At 54.4% G+C, this 17,810-nt stretch carries 13 protein-coding genes; 8 read left to right on the plus strand and 5 right to left on the minus strand.

All coding sequences use genetic code 11. The annotated features are described in order from the left end of the window. Window positions 1-63: 63 nt before the first annotated feature. Window positions 64-903, plus strand: a complete 840-nt coding sequence (locus ACXUPB_RS05860) for a fructosamine kinase family protein (protein WP_176303756.1) — start codon at window positions 64-66, stop codon at window positions 901-903. Window positions 904-931: 28 nt separating this feature from the next. Here the strand turns inward: ACXUPB_RS05860 and cynS are convergent, their stop codons facing one another. Next, on the minus strand, window positions 932-1,372 hold the full coding sequence (cynS, locus tag ACXUPB_RS05865; protein WP_176303755.1) for a cyanase: 441 nt from the start codon (window positions 1,370-1,372) through the stop codon (window positions 932-934). A gap of 59 nt (window positions 1,373-1,431) precedes the next feature. Continuing rightward, complete coding sequence (locus ACXUPB_RS05870) at window positions 1,432-2,244, minus strand: formate/nitrite transporter family protein (protein WP_008958187.1); 813 nt, start codon at window positions 2,242-2,244, stop codon at window positions 1,432-1,434. 374 nt (window positions 2,245-2,618) lie between these two features. Between ACXUPB_RS05870 and ACXUPB_RS05875 the strand changes: the two genes are divergently transcribed. From ACXUPB_RS05875 to ACXUPB_RS05895, 5 genes are all read left to right on the plus strand, one after another. Then, window positions 2,619-4,589 carry a sigma-54 interaction domain-containing protein gene (locus ACXUPB_RS05875; protein WP_472955859.1) on the plus strand — a complete coding sequence of 657 codons (1,971 nt, stop codon included), beginning with the start codon at window positions 2,619-2,621 and terminating at the stop codon, window positions 4,587-4,589. Between the two features lie 242 nt (window positions 4,590-4,831). Beyond that, the gene (locus tag ACXUPB_RS05880) at window positions 4,832-6,304 is read left to right on the plus strand and encodes a TolC family outer membrane protein (RefSeq protein WP_295708668.1); all 1,473 of its coding nucleotides are present in this window, start codon (window positions 4,832-4,834) and stop codon (window positions 6,302-6,304) included. A gap of 76 nt (window positions 6,305-6,380) precedes the next feature. Further along, a complete protein-coding gene (locus ACXUPB_RS05885; RefSeq protein ID WP_295708666.1) occupies window positions 6,381-7,652 on the plus strand; it encodes an efflux RND transporter periplasmic adaptor subunit in 1,272 nt (423 codons plus the stop codon). Further along, window positions 7,652-10,840 carry an efflux RND transporter permease subunit gene (locus ACXUPB_RS05890; RefSeq protein WP_472955862.1) on the plus strand — a complete coding sequence of 1,063 codons (3,189 nt, stop codon included), beginning with the start codon at window positions 7,652-7,654 and terminating at the stop codon, window positions 10,838-10,840. Before ACXUPB_RS05885 ends, ACXUPB_RS05890 begins: the two co-directional genes overlap by 1 nt. 173 nt (window positions 10,841-11,013) lie before the next feature. After that, window positions 11,014-11,700 (plus strand): hypothetical protein, encoded by a 687-nt coding sequence (locus ACXUPB_RS05895; RefSeq protein ID WP_339934024.1) that lies wholly within the window; start codon window positions 11,014-11,016, stop codon window positions 11,698-11,700. 21 nt (window positions 11,701-11,721) lie between these two features. Here the strand turns inward: ACXUPB_RS05895 and ACXUPB_RS05900 are convergent, their stop codons facing one another. Both ACXUPB_RS05900 and ACXUPB_RS05905 read right to left on the minus strand, forming a co-directional pair. Further along, window positions 11,722-12,657 carry an alpha/beta fold hydrolase gene (locus tag ACXUPB_RS05900; RefSeq protein ID WP_339934025.1) on the minus strand — a complete coding sequence of 312 codons (936 nt, stop codon included), beginning with the start codon at window positions 12,655-12,657 and terminating at the stop codon, window positions 11,722-11,724. Window positions 12,658-12,732: 75 nt separating this feature from the next. Next, window positions 12,733-13,344: a TetR family transcriptional regulator gene (locus ACXUPB_RS05905; RefSeq protein WP_472955863.1), complete on the minus strand. Its 612-nt coding sequence runs from the start codon at window positions 13,342-13,344 to the stop codon at window positions 12,733-12,735. 215 nt (window positions 13,345-13,559) lie between these two features. Here ACXUPB_RS05905 and ACXUPB_RS05910 point away from each other — a divergent pair, with 215 nt between their 5' ends. Both ACXUPB_RS05910 and ACXUPB_RS05915 read left to right on the plus strand, forming a co-directional pair. Further along, on the plus strand, window positions 13,560-14,591 hold the full coding sequence (locus tag ACXUPB_RS05910; protein WP_472955864.1) for a succinylglutamate desuccinylase/aspartoacylase family protein: 1,032 nt from the start codon (window positions 13,560-13,562) through the stop codon (window positions 14,589-14,591). A 206-nt stretch (window positions 14,592-14,797) separates the two neighbouring features. Beyond that, complete coding sequence (locus ACXUPB_RS05915) at window positions 14,798-16,270, plus strand: catalase (protein WP_339934027.1); 1,473 nt, start codon at window positions 14,798-14,800, stop codon at window positions 16,268-16,270. A gap of 62 nt (window positions 16,271-16,332) precedes the next feature. On the opposite strand, the gene dusA is transcribed toward ACXUPB_RS05915, so the two are convergent. Continuing rightward, entirely contained in the window at window positions 16,333-17,346 is a 1,014-nt protein-coding gene (gene dusA, locus ACXUPB_RS05920) for a tRNA dihydrouridine(20/20a) synthase DusA (RefSeq protein ID WP_339934028.1), read from the minus strand. Window positions 17,347-17,810 lie beyond the last annotated feature (464 nt).

The raw sequence follows: 17,810 nt of genomic DNA on the forward strand, positions 1-17,810 counted from the left end.
TGCGTCGGGGTTAGGGTAAGCCCTGACGCTGGCGACGTTATATTCAGATATGGGGAGTGTGTCATGGATGCCACTCTGCGGCAGTTGCTGGAGTCTATTAAACTGACCCCGAGCGGTGATTTGCAGCCGCTAAGTGGCGGCGATATCGCTGCTGTTTATCGCCTTGAGACGCGCCAGGGGCAGGTGGTGATCAAGCATGACGACGCTGCTCGGTTGCGTGGTGAAGCAGAAGGGTTGCGTACCCTGCGCAATGCCTGTGCGAAGCTAGTGGTGCCGGAAGTGCTCGGACTGGCAGACGGCTGGCTGGTCATTGAGTCGTTAGACACGGTGCCCGGGCCGCAGAACGCAACTGCGCTTGGCGAAGGGCTGCGCAGCTTGCACGAAGTGATTGGCGATGCCCACGGTTGGCATCAGGATAATGCCTGTGGGCTCACTCCCCAGCCTAATGCGCCGCTTAGTGATGGGCGGGCTTTCCAGCGTGAACGCCGCCTGCTCCCCCTTAGCGAGGCGTGCTACCAGCAAGGGCTGCTGGATAGCCAGCTGCGCGAGCGCATCGAGCGCTTGGCCGAAGATCTAGAGCGCTGGCTGCCCGATGCACCACCCAGCCTGCTGCATGGTGATTGTTGGTCGGGGAATGTACTCACCACCCCGCAGGGGCCCGCTCTGATAGACCCCGCGGTATATCGCCACTACCCGGAAGTGGATTTAGCGATGCTGACTCTGTTTGGCTCGCCCGGCGAGGCGTTTTTTGACGCCTACTGGAACGGCGACGCCCCGACCGACTGGCCGAGGCGTGAAGCGCTGTTTCAGCTTTATCCGCTGTTGAATCACCTGCTGCTGTTCGGTGCCGGTTACCGGTCAGCGGTTGAGCGCAGCGTGGCGAGGGTCGAAGCTTCCACCTAATGCCTTAACAATGCTTAGGTCTTACGTTTTACCAGGATTTATAAGGTAAAAATTTGCCATTCAAGGTGAGTAATACCCGATCACCTTTGGGGTCTTCGATTTTGTCGACTTCCATGGTGAAGTCGATGGCGCTCATGATGCCGTCGCCAAACTTCTCCTGCACGACGTCCTTCAAGGTTTCCCCATAAACGCCGACCACTTCATACAGGCGGTAGATGAAGGGGTCCTGGGGAATTGCTTCGTCCCAGGCTTTGGTGGGAAACGCCACTAACGCTTCGGCGACGTCGCTTTCCACGCCCAGCGTATCGCATATTTGATGAGCCACATCGCTGCTGGCGCTATTCATGCCGTAGCAGGCGGAAGCGACCCAGACCGGCGACATGCCAACCGTTTTACCAATGTCGTCCCAGCTCATTTTTTTACGCGCTTTGGCGGCGAGCAGAGTATGACGCATTTCGAGCTTATCCATGATGGTTCTCCTTTAGAGTTAAGGGCGTTTGACGCCCTTTTTTGCCTAATAGGCTGCGATCAAGAAAAGACTTTTTTGGCCTGAGTGCGGACGTGGGTGGTGTAGAGAACCAAGCCAACCAGCGTCAAACCGCCTACCAAGTTGCCTAGTACGGTGGGGATTTCGTTCCACATAATGTATTGATACAGAGTGAAGTCAGCGCCCATCATCAGACCAATCGGGAACAGGAACATGTTGACAACGGAGTGCTCAAAACCGAGATAGAAGAAGACAATAATCGGCATCCACATGGCCATGATTTTGCCGGAAACCGTTGTAGAGATGGCAGCACCCACCACGCCCATGGACACCATCCAGTTGCAGAACATGCCTCTTAGGAAGAGCACGATCCAACCGGCAATGCCGGCATCCTGATAACCCACCGTTCGGCTTTCACCGACGGTCATCATCGTTTGGCCGACAGCGTTGATCTCTTCAGTGCCGCCCATGGTGAAGTTCAAGTAACCGAAGGTGGCGATAAATAGGGCACCCCCAAGATTGCCGAGCCCTACCAGCCCCCAGCACTTCAGCATTCGGGGTAGTGTGACGCCAGGCCGCTTGTCGAGCCATGCAAGAGGCACCAGTGTGAAAACACCAGTGAGCAGGTCATAGCCCATCAGGTAAAGCATCACAAAGCCGACCGGAAAGAGCAGCGCCCCTATCAAGAAGTTGCCTGTTTGTGTCGCTATGGTAATGGCGAAAATAACTGCCAACGCCAGGGTAGCTCCCGCCATAAAGGAGCGAATAAGTGTATCCCGGGTGCCCATATAGATTTTTGATTCACCCTGATCCACCAGCTTGGTGACAAATTCACTGGGCATTAGATAAGACATAAGCATGTCTCCTGTGTCATTTCGGTTAATTAACGCTTAACCCAAGAGTTTTAGAGTTTCCTGCTAGGAGCAATAAATAGGAGCAATAAAACCGATGGCTGCGCCTTCCTGGTGCAAAAGAGATTAAGCGTGTGGCGCTATCGCACTATCACTGTTTGTATTGCGATTTATGTGCCAACTCTTGATTGTGCTGATTAACCGTTTGTTTTTAATTGATTAATTTATTTTTTTGGCATTGGTTTTGAATCACTCGAATAGTTACGAAAAATCGTAAATAACGATATTTCGTTGTTTTATTAACGAAAAATCGTAACTGGCGTGGGAATTGAATGGTTCATTAGTGAAGATCACCTTGAATCCTGAGGTAGTAGCTAATGCTTATGCAGGAAACCAAGCACGCCACAGCCTCTGCACTCATGGGCGGCTACTCACCGCTTGCCATGATTGTGATCGACCCCTTTACCGATCAGCTATTGGCTGCCAATCCGGCTGCCTGTGAGCTGCTATGCATTGAACAGCTATGTACTGAGCAAACAGGTATTGAGCAAGGCATGCCTCTAGCGGCTCCCTTTAGCCACCGTTTGAGTGCGTCACTGCCGCTATGGGTGAGCTTTACGGATGAGGCGCTGGTGCAAAAAACCGCCTGGTCGGATGATTTGGTGATACTCGATATGCTGCGCCAGCCCTACCGGGTAGAGGTTTATGCCCAGTGCATTGAAGACTCTGAACAGCTTCTGTTAACGCTGATTGATCGTAATAAAGCCGAGCAGCGACGTGCCAAGGCAGAGCTTGGTCGCCAGCACCGCCAGGGTGAAGTGGGCTGGCAGCGTGTCGAGCAGGTCTTCGAGCGCATTGAGAAGCAGAACCAGCTGATTCTCGGCGCGGCAGGCGAGGGCATTTATGGCCTGGATGCCGAGGGTAAAACCACCTTTGTTAATCCCGCCGCGGAGCGCATTTTAGGCTGGAGTACCGAGGACATGGTGGGCCACGACGCGCATCTGATGTTCCATCACACCCACGCCGATGGCAGCCAATTTCCGGTGCAGCAGTGCCCGATTCATGCCTCGTTTAGTGATGGCCAGGTCCATCACGTCGATAACGAAGTGTTTTGGCATAAAAACGGCGAAGCGATCCCGGTCGAGTACACCAGTACACCGATTTTCGAGATGGGCCGTTTGGTCGGGGCAGTAGTGTTGTTTCGTGATATTCGTGAGCGTAAGCGCGCCGAGCAGCAGCTGCGCGATGCGCTGGCTGAGGTGGAGTCTCTCAAGCAGCGCCTAGAGCTAGAGAACGAATACCTCCAAGAAGAGATAAAAGCGGAGTTAAATCACCGCGATATCGTGGGTAATAGCCCGGCGGTGGCACAACTGATTAAACAGATAGAGATGGTCGCGCCCACTAGTGCCAACGTCTTGATTAGCGGCGAATCCGGTACTGGCAAAGAGCTGATCGCCCGGGCTATTCATGCGGGCAATGCGCGCAGCGATCGGCCGCTGATCCGCGTGAACTGCGCCGCTATCCCGCGAGATCTTTTCGAGAGTGAGTTTTTCGGCCATGTCAAAGGCGCCTTTACCGGTGCCGTTCAGGACCGGCCAGGACGTTTTGAACTCGCCCACGGCGGTACGCTGTTTTTAGATGAAGTCGGTGAAATTCCCTTGGAGCTGCAGAGTAAGCTGCTGCGTGTATTGCAGGACCAGCAGTTTGAAAGGGTGGGTGACAACCGCACACGGGAAGTCGACGTGCGGGTCATTGCCGCGACCAACCGTGAACTGCGCGACATGATTGAGGTGGGGCATTTTCGTGAAGACCTCTATTTTCGCCTTAACGTTTTCCCCATCGATTCGGTGCCCTTGCGCAAACGGATTGAGGATGTGCCACTGTTGGCTCGGCATTTTTTGCACCGAGCCTGCCTTAAATTCAATAAACCGGGGGTGCGTATCCCACCCGCGCAATTAGAAATTCTCCAGCGTTACCCATGGCCCGGCAATATTCGTGAGCTTGAAAACGTCATCGAGCGTCAGGTGATCGTCACCCAGGACCGGCGTCTGGTGTTCGATGATCTCCTGCTGGGGGAGCCGCCCCGCTCGTTAAGCCGCATAAGCAACGAGCCCACGGCGGCCCATGACCGCGGCCAGCAAAATGAAACGACGCTGCTGACCGAGCATGCGCTGAGCCAGCGCCAACGCGAGAGCACGCTAGCCGCGCTCGCCCAGGCAGGCGGCAAAGTGTCGGGGGCGGGTGGCGCTGCGGAGCTGCTGGGGATCAAGCCGACGACGTTAGCGTCACGGCTAACCAAGTGGGGGATAGATCCACGCGAATTTCGTAAAAGAAAACCGAGTGGATAGTCGTCCCTTCCTGCATTGGACTAAGGTAAGCTGGATGCGGCTTGACAATAGGCTGTACACACATTTTTAGATTGTTCAAGGCTAGCATACATACATGAATGTAACTATAATGCTCATCTTTCTGAGTGGCTCAATGCACCAAGTGTCTTTAAAAGCTGAGAGACTTTGTAAGTTGATCGACCTGGCAGACAGATAAGCTTAGTTCGTTCGCCATCCTGACGCTGATACTGAGAGGCAATCCCATGCGACTGGCACACTGGGCAGTCAATGCCCCTTTACGACCCTTACTGGTAGCGGTATTCACAGCTTCATTTGTGTTGCCTGCTCAAGCGGCTGACCTCCTCACGATTACCCGTGACGCATTAGACAATAACGCGGCGTTAGCGTCGGCACGCGCTGAGTATTTAAGCGTTGAGGCTAGCCGAGATGTGGCACGCAGTGGGTTGCTTCCCCAAATCAACGCCACCGGTAATGTTGCCCACAACCAGCAGTACGAAAGCCAGACATCCTCGCGAGTGGGCACTGGTGCAGGAGGGGTTAACAGAAATTTTAGTAGCGCAAGCGATGACCGCTACAACACCGTATCGCTCTCTTTAGAAGCCACTCAAGCGCTCTACGATGAAGTAACGCGTCGGGAGGTCACTCAAACCGAACGCCAAATTGACCAGCAGGTGTATCTGCTTGCGGCCACCGAACAGCAACTGCTGATCGACACTGCCAGCGCTTATTTCGATATTCTGCGCGCTCACGAAATCCTAGAGGCCCGTCTTGCTCAAGAGCGGGCGATTGGGCGCCAGCTCGAACAAGCGGGCGAGCAGTTTGAGGTCGGCTTGATTGCGATTACAGAAGTCGAGGAAGCGCGCGCGACCTTCGACCAATCACGAGCTGATCGCATTGCCGCAGAAAGTAACCTTCAAGTGGCTTTCGAGGCATTGGAGCAGCTGACCGGCCAACGCTATGCCAGCATTGAAGCACTTGGCGACAGCATGCCCGTTGGCCTTCCCGAACCCAGCAGCCGCGACTACTGGGTGGAACAGGCTCTTGAGCTCAACCCGCAGGTATTGGCTCAACAGGCCGGTATCGAAGTAGCGCGCACCGGTGTGGAAATCGCCCGTGCAGGCGGCCTGCCGACACTTCAAGCGTTTGGTAATTATCAATACGGCGACAGTGATATCGATAACACCGCCGGTGAATACTCCTCGAGCCAGGTGGGCTTGAGCGCTAACCTGCCCATTTACACCGGTGGCCGCACCAGCGCAAGCATCCGCCAAGGGACCTATCAACTGGAAAGTAGCCAGTACGATTTCGAGTCCCAGCGTCGCTCCTCCATCCAGCAGGTTCGCTCGCTGTACACCCAAGTGAGCAATGACGTGGAAACCGTCGAGGCGCGCCAGCAGGCCATCGTCTCCAATCGCAGCGCTTTAGAAGCCACCCGTGCAGGGTATGAGGTAGGCACCCGTAACATCGTGGATGTGTTGAACGCGGAGCAAAACCTTTACAACGCGATCGCCAACTACGCCGAAGCCCGTTACGACTATGTGGTGAACTTGCTTTCGCTGCGCCAGCAGGCCGGGCGCCTGGACGTCGACGCCATCGAGGAAGTCAACGCGTGGTTAACCGGCGATGAGGTGAACTTTATCTTGCCCGAGAATGACGGCGACGACCGTTATGACAGCGCTCTCGACATCGGTGCTCCGCCCCAGCCTGGCAGTTAATGGCTGCCAGTGGGGGATGACCCAGGTGCGCACGTGCTACCAGCCGACTTTTAAAAGATACATGGGAACTCAACGTATGAAGAAAATGATTCACTCACCGCGAGCGAGTCTAGTGACGCTGATAGCCGCGCTAGCACTCACGGCCTGTGGTCAAGAGGAAGCGGAGGCACCTCAGGAAGGTGCTCAGCAGGAATCCCCACCTCATAAAGTCGAAGTGGTTGAAATGTCGCGTCAGGACATACCGCTGGATAAATCCTACCCTTCCTTACTCCGCAGCGATGATGAAGTCACCCTGGTGGCGCGTGTGAATGGCTTTCTGGAAGAGCGCCACTTCGAGCCCGGCCAAATGGTCGAAGAGGGCGATCGGCTCTATACCATCGAACCGGATCTTTACCAAGCAACCGTTAACCAGCGTGAAGCTGACCTGCAAAGCGCACGGGCTGAGCTTTCCCGCGCCCAGCGTGATGCGCAACGTTTCGAGCAACTACTCAGCCAAAACTCGGTGAGCCGCCAGCAGTACGACCAAGCGCTGGCTGACCAGCGCGTCGCCCAGGCAAGCGTAGCGCAGGCAGAGGCGGCATTAACTAGCGCTAACCTGGACTTGGGGTATTCACAAGTTACTGCACCTGTCTCTGGAATGATCGGTTTAAGCCAAATTAATGTGGAAAATTTGGTCACTTCCGGTACCGAGCTGGCCACGATTACACCACTAGATCCGTTAGAGGTGCGTTTTCAACTGCCTCAGCGCGATGCCTTTGAGCTGCGTCGCCAACTGAGCAATGGCACTGAACCATCGGATATTCGTGCTCGTTTGAGCATACCTGGTGTCAGCGGAGGTGGCGATTCTGAGCTAGAAGGGTACTTAGACTTTCTGGGCTCTAGCGTTGATCGAGACACCAGCACCGTGCAAGCCGCTGCGACGTTTGAAAACCCTGACGCTACCGTACTGCCGGGCCAATTTGTGCGCGTACGTCTTGACGGCTTGAAGCGTTTTGACGTAATGGCGGTGCCAGAGATAGCGGTGACGCAAGGCCTAATGGGCCCCCAGGTGTTTGTCCTGGATGAAGAGAATAAGGCTCGTGAGAAAACTATCTCACTGGGTGAGATAGCGGGGCCGTGGCAGATCATTCGTGACGGCCTGGAGCCGGGTGACCGGGTAATTGTCGGTGATCCAGCCGGTTTAGAGCCAGGCATGACGATTGATCCACAGTCGTTTGATGGCAACGCGGAGGCTGTTAACGAAGGTGTCGAGCAAGAAGAGGCGGAAGAACAGGCCGAGGCGGCTCAAGCAATGGAAGAGGGGGCTGCCGATGGCCAGCCCGCTGAAGGAGAAGAGGGTGCACCATAATGAACTTCTCTAATTTTTTCATCAGCCGCCCGATATTTGCCACAGTGTTGGCGATTATCGTGACGCTAGTGGGCGTGATGTCGATGCGCATTCTGCCTATTGAGCAGTATCCCAGCGTAGTGCCGCCCACCGTGTCGGTTCAGGCGACGTTCCCTGGAGCGGATGCGGAAACCGTCGCACAAACGGTGGCGGCCCCAATCGCGGAGGCCATCAACGGCGTTGAGGATATGCTGTACATGACCTCTAACAGCGCTGATAACGGCAGTATGAGCCTGAGTGTTGCTTTCAATATCGGTACCGATGGCGATATCAATACCATCAACGTCAACAACCGGGTGCAAGGGGCGCTGTCGCAGTTGCCTGAAGCCGTCCAGTCCCAAGGTGTTACTGTTTCGCTACGTTCTGACTCTATTTTGATGTTATTAGCGTTGACCTCACCGGACGGCGACTACAACAACGTCTATATGCAGAACTACGCCACCCTGAACGTGCTTGACGCACTGCGCCAAGTGCCCGGGGTAGGTAACGCCGAAGTACTAGGCGGCGGCGAGTTTGCCATGCGTATCTGGATGGATCCGGATAAGTTGGCACAGTACGACCTGACGCCCAGCGAAGTGGCCAGTGCGATCAGGGCGCAAAATACCGAGATTCCGGCGGGTAGCCTTGCTTCTACGCCTCAGAGTGAACCGCGCGCCTACACCTATACCATGACCGCAGGCGGTCGACTGAATGATGTCGATGACTTCCGTGAGATTTACTTACGTACCAATAGCGACGGTTCATCACTACGTTTGGAAGACGTTGCACGTATCGAACTGGGGGCATCTTTTTACGGTATCGACGCGCGGTTGAACGGTTCCACCATGACGCCGATTATTATCAATCAACAGCCTGGGGCTAATGCCTTAGCAACGGCTAATGCTGTGCGCGCGACGATGGATGATCTGGAAAGCCGCTTCCCTCCAGGGCTTGAATATGTCTCCCCTTACGACACCACGCTGTTTATTGATGCTTCGGTAGAGACGGTGATTAAGACGTTTATTGAAGCCTTCCTGATCGTTATCGTCATTCTGTTTATCTTCCTGCAGAACTGGCGCTTTACGGTGATCGCCATGTCGGTCGTGCCCGTTGCGGTGGTGGGGACGTTTGCCGGCTTTTACCTGTTTGGGTTTTCGATCAACCTGCTAACGCTGTTTGCCTTGGTGCTCTCGATAGGGATAGTGGTCGATGATGCCATACTAGTGGTGGAAAACGTCGAACGCGTGCTGAGTGAAGAGGATGACATCAGCGTAATGGATGCCACCATCCGAGCGATGAAAGAAGTCGGTGGGCCGGTTATTGCGACCTCACTGATTATGGCGGCGGTGTTTGTTCCAGTGGCTTTCTTGGGTGGCTTCACGGGGCAGATTTATCAGCAGTTTGCGATTACCGTGGCGATATCGGTAGCCCTCTCGGCGGTAATGGCGTTGACCTTTACGCCTGCTCTGTCAGCGATTTTTATCAAGCATAAAATTGCCGGCGCCGGACAGTCTAAGTTCAAGCGTGCCTTGCATACCCCGCTACGCCTGTTTGACCGCATGTTTGCAGGTATTACTGCGGCCTATATGTGGGTAGTAAAGGGCTTAGTGCGTTTTTGGGTGTTAGCGTTAGCGTTAACGATAGCTACAGGGGCGGGCTCTTTCTGGTTATATGCCAATACGCCTTCAACGCTGGTACCCGAGACTGATCAGGGCATCGTGTTAGTGAGCGTTTCGCTGCCGGATGCGGCCTCACTTGACCGTACCCAGCGCTATATGGAAAAACTCAGTGCTGAGGTTGAAGCAATTCCCGGTGTGGAATACTCCTCGGCTATTGCCGGTTACGATATTCTCTCAGGCGCTGTTAATACTGCGCGCGGGATTATGTTCGTCAATATGCATCCCTGGGCAGAGCGTGATCTGACGGCTAGCGATCTCGTAGGCCAAATTATGGGTTTGGGCGCGAGTATTGATGGTGGCTCCGCAATGGCCTTTAACGTGCCGCCCATTATGGGGCTTTCGACGACGGGCGGTTTTACCGGTTATTTGCAGTCTTTTGAAGGGGCAACGCCGCGGGAGCTGTACGAAGCGTCGCTGCAAATTATGCAGCAGGCTAACCAGCACCCTGCGTTAAGTCGGGTTTTCACCACCTTCAATGTCAATGTACCCTCTTACCGGGCTAACATCGACCAGCAGAAAGCGCTGAGTTACGGCGTTGGGCTTGAAAACATTAACTCAGCCCTGGCCAATACGTTTGGTAACGGCTTTGTGAACTACTTTAGCTATCAAAATCGTAACTTCCAGGTGTACCTGCAAAACGAGGATGAATTCCGTAAAACGCCGGAGGACGTGAGCCGCGTTTATGTTCGCGGCGGTAATGGCGAGCGTATTCCGCTTTCGGAGTTTGTCGAGCTTGAGCGTCAAACGGGACCAGCCGTGGTATCGCGCTTCGGTGTTTATGCCGGTGCACAGTTCCAGGGTAACCCGGCTGAGGGCTATAGTTCCGCTCAGGCTATTGAAGCGATGGAGCAGGTGGTCCAAGAAACGTTGGGAACCAACTGGGGCATGGGCTGGACCGGTACGGCGTATCAAGAGTCGAACCTGGGTAATGCTGCGACCCTGGCGATTGTCTTCGGGCTATTGATGGTGTTCCTGATTCTGGCGGCTCAGTATGAAAGTTGGTCTTTACCGCTGGCGGTACTGACAGCAACGCCCTTTGCTTTCCTCGGTGGTATAGGTGGCATCGTGCTGCGCGGGCTGGACACCAGTGTGTATGTACAGATCGGTATGCTAGTGGTGGTCGGGCTTGCCGCGAAAAACGCTATTCTGATCGTAGAGTTCGCCGAACTTCAGCGTAAAGAGCAGGGTAAAACCATTCGCGAAGCGGCAGTTACCGCAGCAGAGCTACGTTTCCGCCCCATCGTGATGACCTCTTTAGCGTTTATCTTCGGTACCTTGCCGTTGGCTTTAGCGACCGGCGCCAGCGACATTAGCAGCCATCACATTGGTACCACGGTGGCGATGGGTATGTTCTCTGTTGCCACTTTGGGCAGCCTGTTTATTCCCAGTTTTTACGCCATGATTGCGACAGCTTCTGATTGGTTAGCTCGCAAAATGAAGGGGAAAAAGCATGCTTCTAACCAGCCAGCGCTGGAGCATGATCACCACTAAGGTTTACGCCTAAGCCGATAAACCAACGTGTAAAGAAACGGGTGCTCCCTGCGGGGAGCACCTTTTTTTGTCGTGATAATTTAAATCAAAGTAAAATTGGTGCAGAAAGGCTAACGTCGACTAAGCTAAAAGAATAATACATCGTCGGCTAAGTACCGATGGAGGAGGACGTCATGAACGAGCTACTGCACGCAGCGATGCAATTCCCAAGCGTTGTGTTTACGTTTCTACTCGGGCTGTTAGCGCTCTACTGGCTATTAGTTATTATCCGTTTAGCCCCCTTGGAACTGTTTGAGCGCGATAGCCTAAAAGAGGATCATCTGGCAAGTACGTTAGTCTCTTTAGGCTTTGCGGGCGTACCCGCGACGCTGGCATTAACGGTCATCCTGGCGATTGCTGCAGCACTCACCATCGCGATCGAACTGCTGGTGTTGCGCTGGTTGCCGCTGGGTTTAATACGTATTCCTGTCGGCGTGCTGGTGCTCTGGGGTTCGCTGGTGATTGCTTCGCCCGTGTCAGCTGGGCTTTGCCACGTTTTACACCGCGGACTACATCGCTATCACCCCTTTACCCGGCGGTGTTTGCTGGGCCAAACGGTGGTGGTGACCGAGCGCCAAGGCGAGGGCGAACAGGCTTATGCAGTGATCGACAATGAGCCCAGTAGCGCGGTGAAGCTGCTAAGTAAGCAAGATGCACTGCCTGCAGAGGGCGAGCGTCGGGTGCTAGTGAAGTACTTACCTGAAGAGGGGGCATACCGCAGTGTTTCTGAGCAAGAGTACCTGGAGGCACGCATACGTTTGAACAGACTGCGGTTAAGCAAAAAGCGTCACACTACTAGCCATTATTCGGCTTCTCACTGAGGAGACACGCGCAGAGAGTGTTTACTTCAATCGCCGCCACTGCTGAGCCAGCCACTGCACCACGTGCTGCCAGCCAGTGGCGGTGTGTGTTGAACTGGCAAGAGGGGAAGAGGAGCCTGGATTGGGGCGTTTTAAAAAGTGCCGAATAGGGTTTACCTGGGCAGGCTTATCCAGCATGGGCGCATGACCACAGTTAGGCACGGTCAAGGTGACAAGCGTTGGCTGTGTTTCAGCCATTCTCGGCAGTGTTTCTGCATCTAGCAGCGTCGATTCCTCGCCACGAATAACCATCACTGGGCAGCGAATGTTGGCCCAATCGCTCCAGGTGTCGCGTGGTGTATCATGCACAAACTGCTCGCCAATACGCGGATCAAAGTGATAAGTCCAACTGCCGTCAGGTAGTCTACGGGCGCTACTGAGCGCGAGTTCGCGCCAAGCGGCTTCACTGGTAATCCCAAAGCTGGCGTAGTGCTGATTGAGTTCTTGCTGAAGTTCGCTAAAGCTAGAGAAGCGATGTGCAACGCCAAAGTAGCTGGAAAGCGCCACCAGGCCCTGTTTGTTCAGTTCAGGCCCTACATCGTTCAGGATTAGCCGAGAAATGCGCGCGCTGTGTTCTGAATCAGCAGCGATCAGCATGCCTAAAAGGCCACCCATCGAAGTACCCAACCAATCAACATGGTCGAGGTTAAAGTGATCCAATAGCGCAATGGCGACCGTTACGTAATGGCTATAAAGATAGTCGTGAGCCGGGAATAACGACCAGCTTGATAACCCGCGGCCTGGCGTGTCTGGGGCAAGAATACGCCATTCGCTGCCCAGTTCACGCGCCAGTGCACTAAAGTCGCCGCCGTGGCGAGCAAGACCATGCCAGGCGATAAGCGTGCGGGGGGCAGAGGGGTTCCAGATGCGTACGGCGACTTCTAATTCGCGTACGCGGACAAACTCCAGGGCATCCATAGTGTGCTCACACGTCTATCAATAGTGCCAGTATTAGCATACTTGCTGCATTGCAGCGATAGCGTGATTAACTTTTTAGCGCTGCATCATTCGGATGAAGGTGTCGATTAGTTCTCCGCCGCGTTCACGAATGGAAAAGGCCTCGGGATTGCGCAGCCAGTCATGGAAAAGTCCCCCCAACATCGATTGCATTAGCCGTGTTGCGACTTCTGGGCTTAGATCTTCACGCAATAGTTGCTGCTCTTCAGCCAGTACAAAGACCAGCAGCATTTCCTGGAAACACTCGTTGCCGATCTCTTCTTGCATATCAAGCGGATTAATGTCGCTGAAGAACTCGCAGCGGTGCAGTAAAATCGACAGTATCCGTTGGTACGACGGTTGTTCGAGGCGCACTAAGCCCGCATGGCAGGCAAGACGTATCGCTTCTAACGGTGATAGGGCGGTGTCCGTTTTGTCGACTTCATCCATTAACGACTGGAAGGGCATGCGTACCTGTTCAACCAATGCCATGAACAGGTCGCCTTTATTCTTGAAATGCCAATAGACGGCACCGCGGGTGAGGCCCGCATGGCGAGCAATTTGCTCAAGCGATGTGCGTGCCACGCCTTTGGCAAAAAATACCTCTTCTGCAGCTTCAAGCAACGCTTCGCGAGTAGCGGCGGCTTCAGCTTTGGTCTTTCTTGCCATGTAAACGCAACCTCTTGATTGACACTGTATGGTCACATTTTAACCTAAGCGCGTGCGTATTTACATTCAAAACTGTATGGATAAATGACTCAACGCATAACGTAAGTTAACAAATTCGTCATTTTGCCAGTGAAAGCGTATAAACAGTCATTGACACTAGGCGCTAATCGCACGAACGTCGCGAAGATAAACGATTAAAAAACAGGACATAAAGCATGGCGCGAGCTCCTTTTCAGTTGGGCGAACATACCATCATGCCCGGCCAACGCTTACAAGTTGATGTACCGGTCGCGCGTTTATATACCCATACGCCGCTGCACATTCCTGTGGAAGTGGTTCATGGTCGTAAGGATGGCCCTGTACTGTTGGTATGTGGCGGCATTCACGGCGATGAAATCAACGGGGTGGAAATTGTTCGCCGGGTGCTACGCGCGAAAGCGATTAATAGCATTCGCGGCACTTTAATCGCTGTGCCGGTGGTGAATGTGTTTGGTTTCTTACAGCAAACACGCTATTTACCCGATCGGCGCGATCTCAATCGCTGCTTTCCAGGCAGTGAGTCGGGTTCGCTAGGCGGGCGCATTGCCGCGCTGTTTCGCGAACAAATCGTCGATCACGCCACCCATATTATTGATCTACACACAGGCGCCATTCATCGCACTAACCTGCCGCAAATCCGCGCTCAATTGCGTCCAGGCAGTGAAACCGAGCGTATGGCCGATGCCTTCGGGGCGCCCGTGGTACTCAATGCTGAACTGCGTGAAGGCAGCCTTCGCCATTACGCCCAGACTCGCGGCATTCCGGTATTGACCTATGAAGCAGGCGAAGCGCTGCGTTTTGACGAGTGGGCAATTGCCCCCGGGGTGCGCGGCGTACTGCGGGTTATGCGGCGCCTAGGCATGCTGACCGGCGAGCAGCGCCGGCGCACGCCAGCACCCGCGGAACTGGCCAATGGTTCAAGCTGGGCGCGGGCGCCGATCGATGGCATTTTGCGCCCCAAGGTGCGCCTGGGCGCGCGGGTTGCCAAAGGCGAAGTGCTGGGCAAAGTGGCAGACCCCTTTGGTAATGACGAGGGCGAAGTTCGCTCCGTTGCTGACGGTATCGTGATTGGTATGAGCCGTTTGCCGCTGGCTAATGAAGGCGAAGCGCTATTTCACATTGCCCGTTTTGATGAAATTGAAGAGGCCGAAACCGCCGTTGAAAGCTTTAATTCCAGCTTAGTGCCACCCACTGATTCGTTCTCTTAATGCCTGTTAATAAGTGAAAACTATTGAGCTAATAGGCAAGCGATAGCCTTTGCGAATGGCAAGTTAGCGACTCGTTGACTATACCTATGATGGGCTTTGTTAGCGGCTATGAAAATGACAACAATGAGGATAAATAGCCAAGCTTTCATCGTACTAGAACGAGTGGCGATCATATGCCACGTCTACCGTGACATGGAGGAAAAGCGATGACGAGCGATAAACCAAAACACACCACAACGGATGCGGGTATACCGGTTAGCAGTGATGAACATTCACTTTCAGTAGGCCCCGATGGGCCGATCGTTCTGCATGATCACTATTTGATGGAGCAGATGGCTGCCTTTAACCGGGAAATGATTCCGAATCGTCAGCCCCACGCAAAAGGGAGTGGCGCCTTTGGTCACTTCCAAGTAACTCACGACGTTAGCCAATACACCAAGGCGGACTTTCTCCAGCCGGGCAAGAAAACCGAGATGTTGGCTCGTTTCTCGACGGTGGCCGGTGAGGCAGGTAGTCCGGACACTTGGCGCGATCCTCGTGGCTTCTCGCTGAAGTTCTACACCGAAGAGGGCAACTTCGACATGGTGGGTAATAATACCCCTGTGTTTTTCGTTCGCGATCCGCTCAAATTCCAGCACTTTATTCACTCACAAAAGCGTCGAGCGGATAACGGCTTGCGTGATCACGATATGCAGTGGGACTTCTGGACGCTTTCGCCGCAATCTGCCCACCAGGTGACCTGGCTAATGGGCGATCGTGGTATCCCTGCCAGTTGGCGCCACATGAACGGCTATTCAAGCCATACCTATATGTGGGTCAACGCTGCAGGCGAGCGCTTTTGGGTGAAGTACCACTTCAAGACGGACCAGGGCATTAAGTGCATGACCCAGGAACAGGCCGATAAGATGGCGGGGGCGGATGCCGACTACCATCGCCGCGACCTGTTCGATGCCATCAAACGCGGGGATTATCCCACCTGGACGCTGCAAGTTCAGATTATGCCGTTTGAAGATGCCAAGACCTACCACATCAACCCCTTCGATTTGACCAAGGTATGGCCGCACGGCGACTACCCGCTGCAAGAAGTCGGTAAGATGACGTTGGATCGCAACCCCGTCGATTTCCACAGCCAAATCGAACAGGCAGCGTTTCAGCCCAGCAACTCGGTACCGGGCACCGGTTTCTCGCCGGATAAAATGCTCTTGGCGCGGGTAATCTCCTACGCTGATGCGCACCGCGCGCGTTTAGGGGTGAACTACCAACATATTCCCGTTAACGCACCCAAGGTCCCGGTTAACAGCTACAGCCAAGGTGGTCAGATGCGTATTGCCCACTCCACCGACCCGGTGTACGCACCTAATAGCAAAGGGGGCGCGCACGCCAATCCGGAAAGGTATCCGGAAGAGGCGGTTTGGGAGACGGACGGCGAGTTGGTTCGCGCCGCGTACACGCTGCGCCCGGGCGATGGCGACTTCAATCAAGCCAATGACCTAGTCAATAAGGTAATGGATGATGCTGCCCGCGACCGATTGGTAAACAACATTGTGGGTCACGTTTCCGATGGCGTTGAAGAGCCGGTGCTATCACGGGTATTTGAGTACTGGAAAAACGTCGACCAAACGATCGGCGAGCGTGTCGAGCAGGGCGTAATGGCGAACCGCCGGGAAAACGGTCAGTAAGCTTACGCTAGTAGGAAAACGAACCCGCTACGCTTGCGTAGCGGGTTTTTTATACAATGCACTTATACAACGCACTCGGGCTCGTTTACCAAGCTAAGCGCGTCATCAAATAGGCGCAATCCTGCGCCCTCTTTATGGGCGTGTTCCGACAAATGACGCCGAAAGCGCCTGCCGCCAGGGCAACCCTGAAACAATCCCAGCAGGTGGCGGGTAATATGATTCAGCTTCGCGCCTTCATCCAAGCGCTGCTGAATATAAGGCCGAAAAGCCTTCGCGGCACCCAAGCGGCTCGCTGCCGGGCCTTGCTCACCAAACAGCTGTTCATCGACGCCTGCCAGTAGCCAAGGGTTTTGATACGCCTCACGCCCCACCATCACGCTATCCACCTGGGTGAGCTGTTCACGGCACTCGGCCAGCGTTTTAATGCCGCCGTTAATACCGATATGTAGCTCGGGCCGGCTCTGCTTTAAACGATGAACGCGTGGGTAGTTAAGCGGCGGCACATCGCGGTTCTGCTTAGGCGACAACCCCTGTAGCCACGCCTTACGGGCGTGAACGGTAAACACCTCACAGCCTGCGTCCGCGACGATCGCGATAAACCGCTCGAGGTCAGCGTCCTCATCCTGGTCATCGATGCCAATACGGCACTTCACCGTGACCGGAATAGACACCACCGCCTGCATCGCCCGCACTGCATCCGCGACCTTTTCGGGGTAACCCATCAAGCATGCGCCAATCATATTGTTCTGCACGCGGTCGCTCGGACAACCCACGTTCAGGTTGACCTCGTCATAACCCCACGCCTCGGCAATCGCCGCGCACTCCGCCAGCTCACCGGCATCGCTGCCGCCCAACTGCAGCGCAAGCGGATGCTCCACTTCGCTGTAGCCCAAAAAGCGCTCACGGGGCGTTCCGTGCAAAATAGCACCGGTCGTCACCATCTCGGTATACAGCAGCGTCCGCTTGGTTAAGGTACGTGCGAAAGCTCTGTAGTCGCGGGTCGTCCAGTCCATCATCGGGGCCACAGAAAAAAGCCGCCCACGATCTTCACTATTTTCTTTAATTAAATTAGTCATTTAATAACACTGTTGGCTGCACTGGATGCAGCCCTATTGCCTCTTAAAACCGTAATTAACGCACCTGATGTACCAAGCAGTGAGGGCAGCTGATGCCTAAAAAACCTAGTACACCTTGAGAGCTTTCTCACAAGTAGCGTGTTGTATGCGCGCTATTGTACGTAAGAAAGGGCGCCCAGCACATAGCAGGGTAGTTGCCAGAGCGCTTGCGCCGCAGATTAGGTTGGTTATCACCCAGCAATGCCATGAAATAGCGCTGTAAATGTGCCTTTGGAGAATGGTGCTAGCCTTATTGATGGGTTAGGCTTTCTTAAGGTTAGTAAATGGTTGGTACAAAAATGCCGCGTCCCAAAATAGGAAGGCGTGTTCATACTGCTGGTAAGTGGCGAGCGACGGATCTGACGAGTACAGCGCCTGGCGGGCGGTGCGCTGTACCTAATCAGCGTCAACGACCACTACCAGCC

The sequence above is a fragment of the Vreelandella sp. DA03-1M genome, assembly GCF_055725665.1.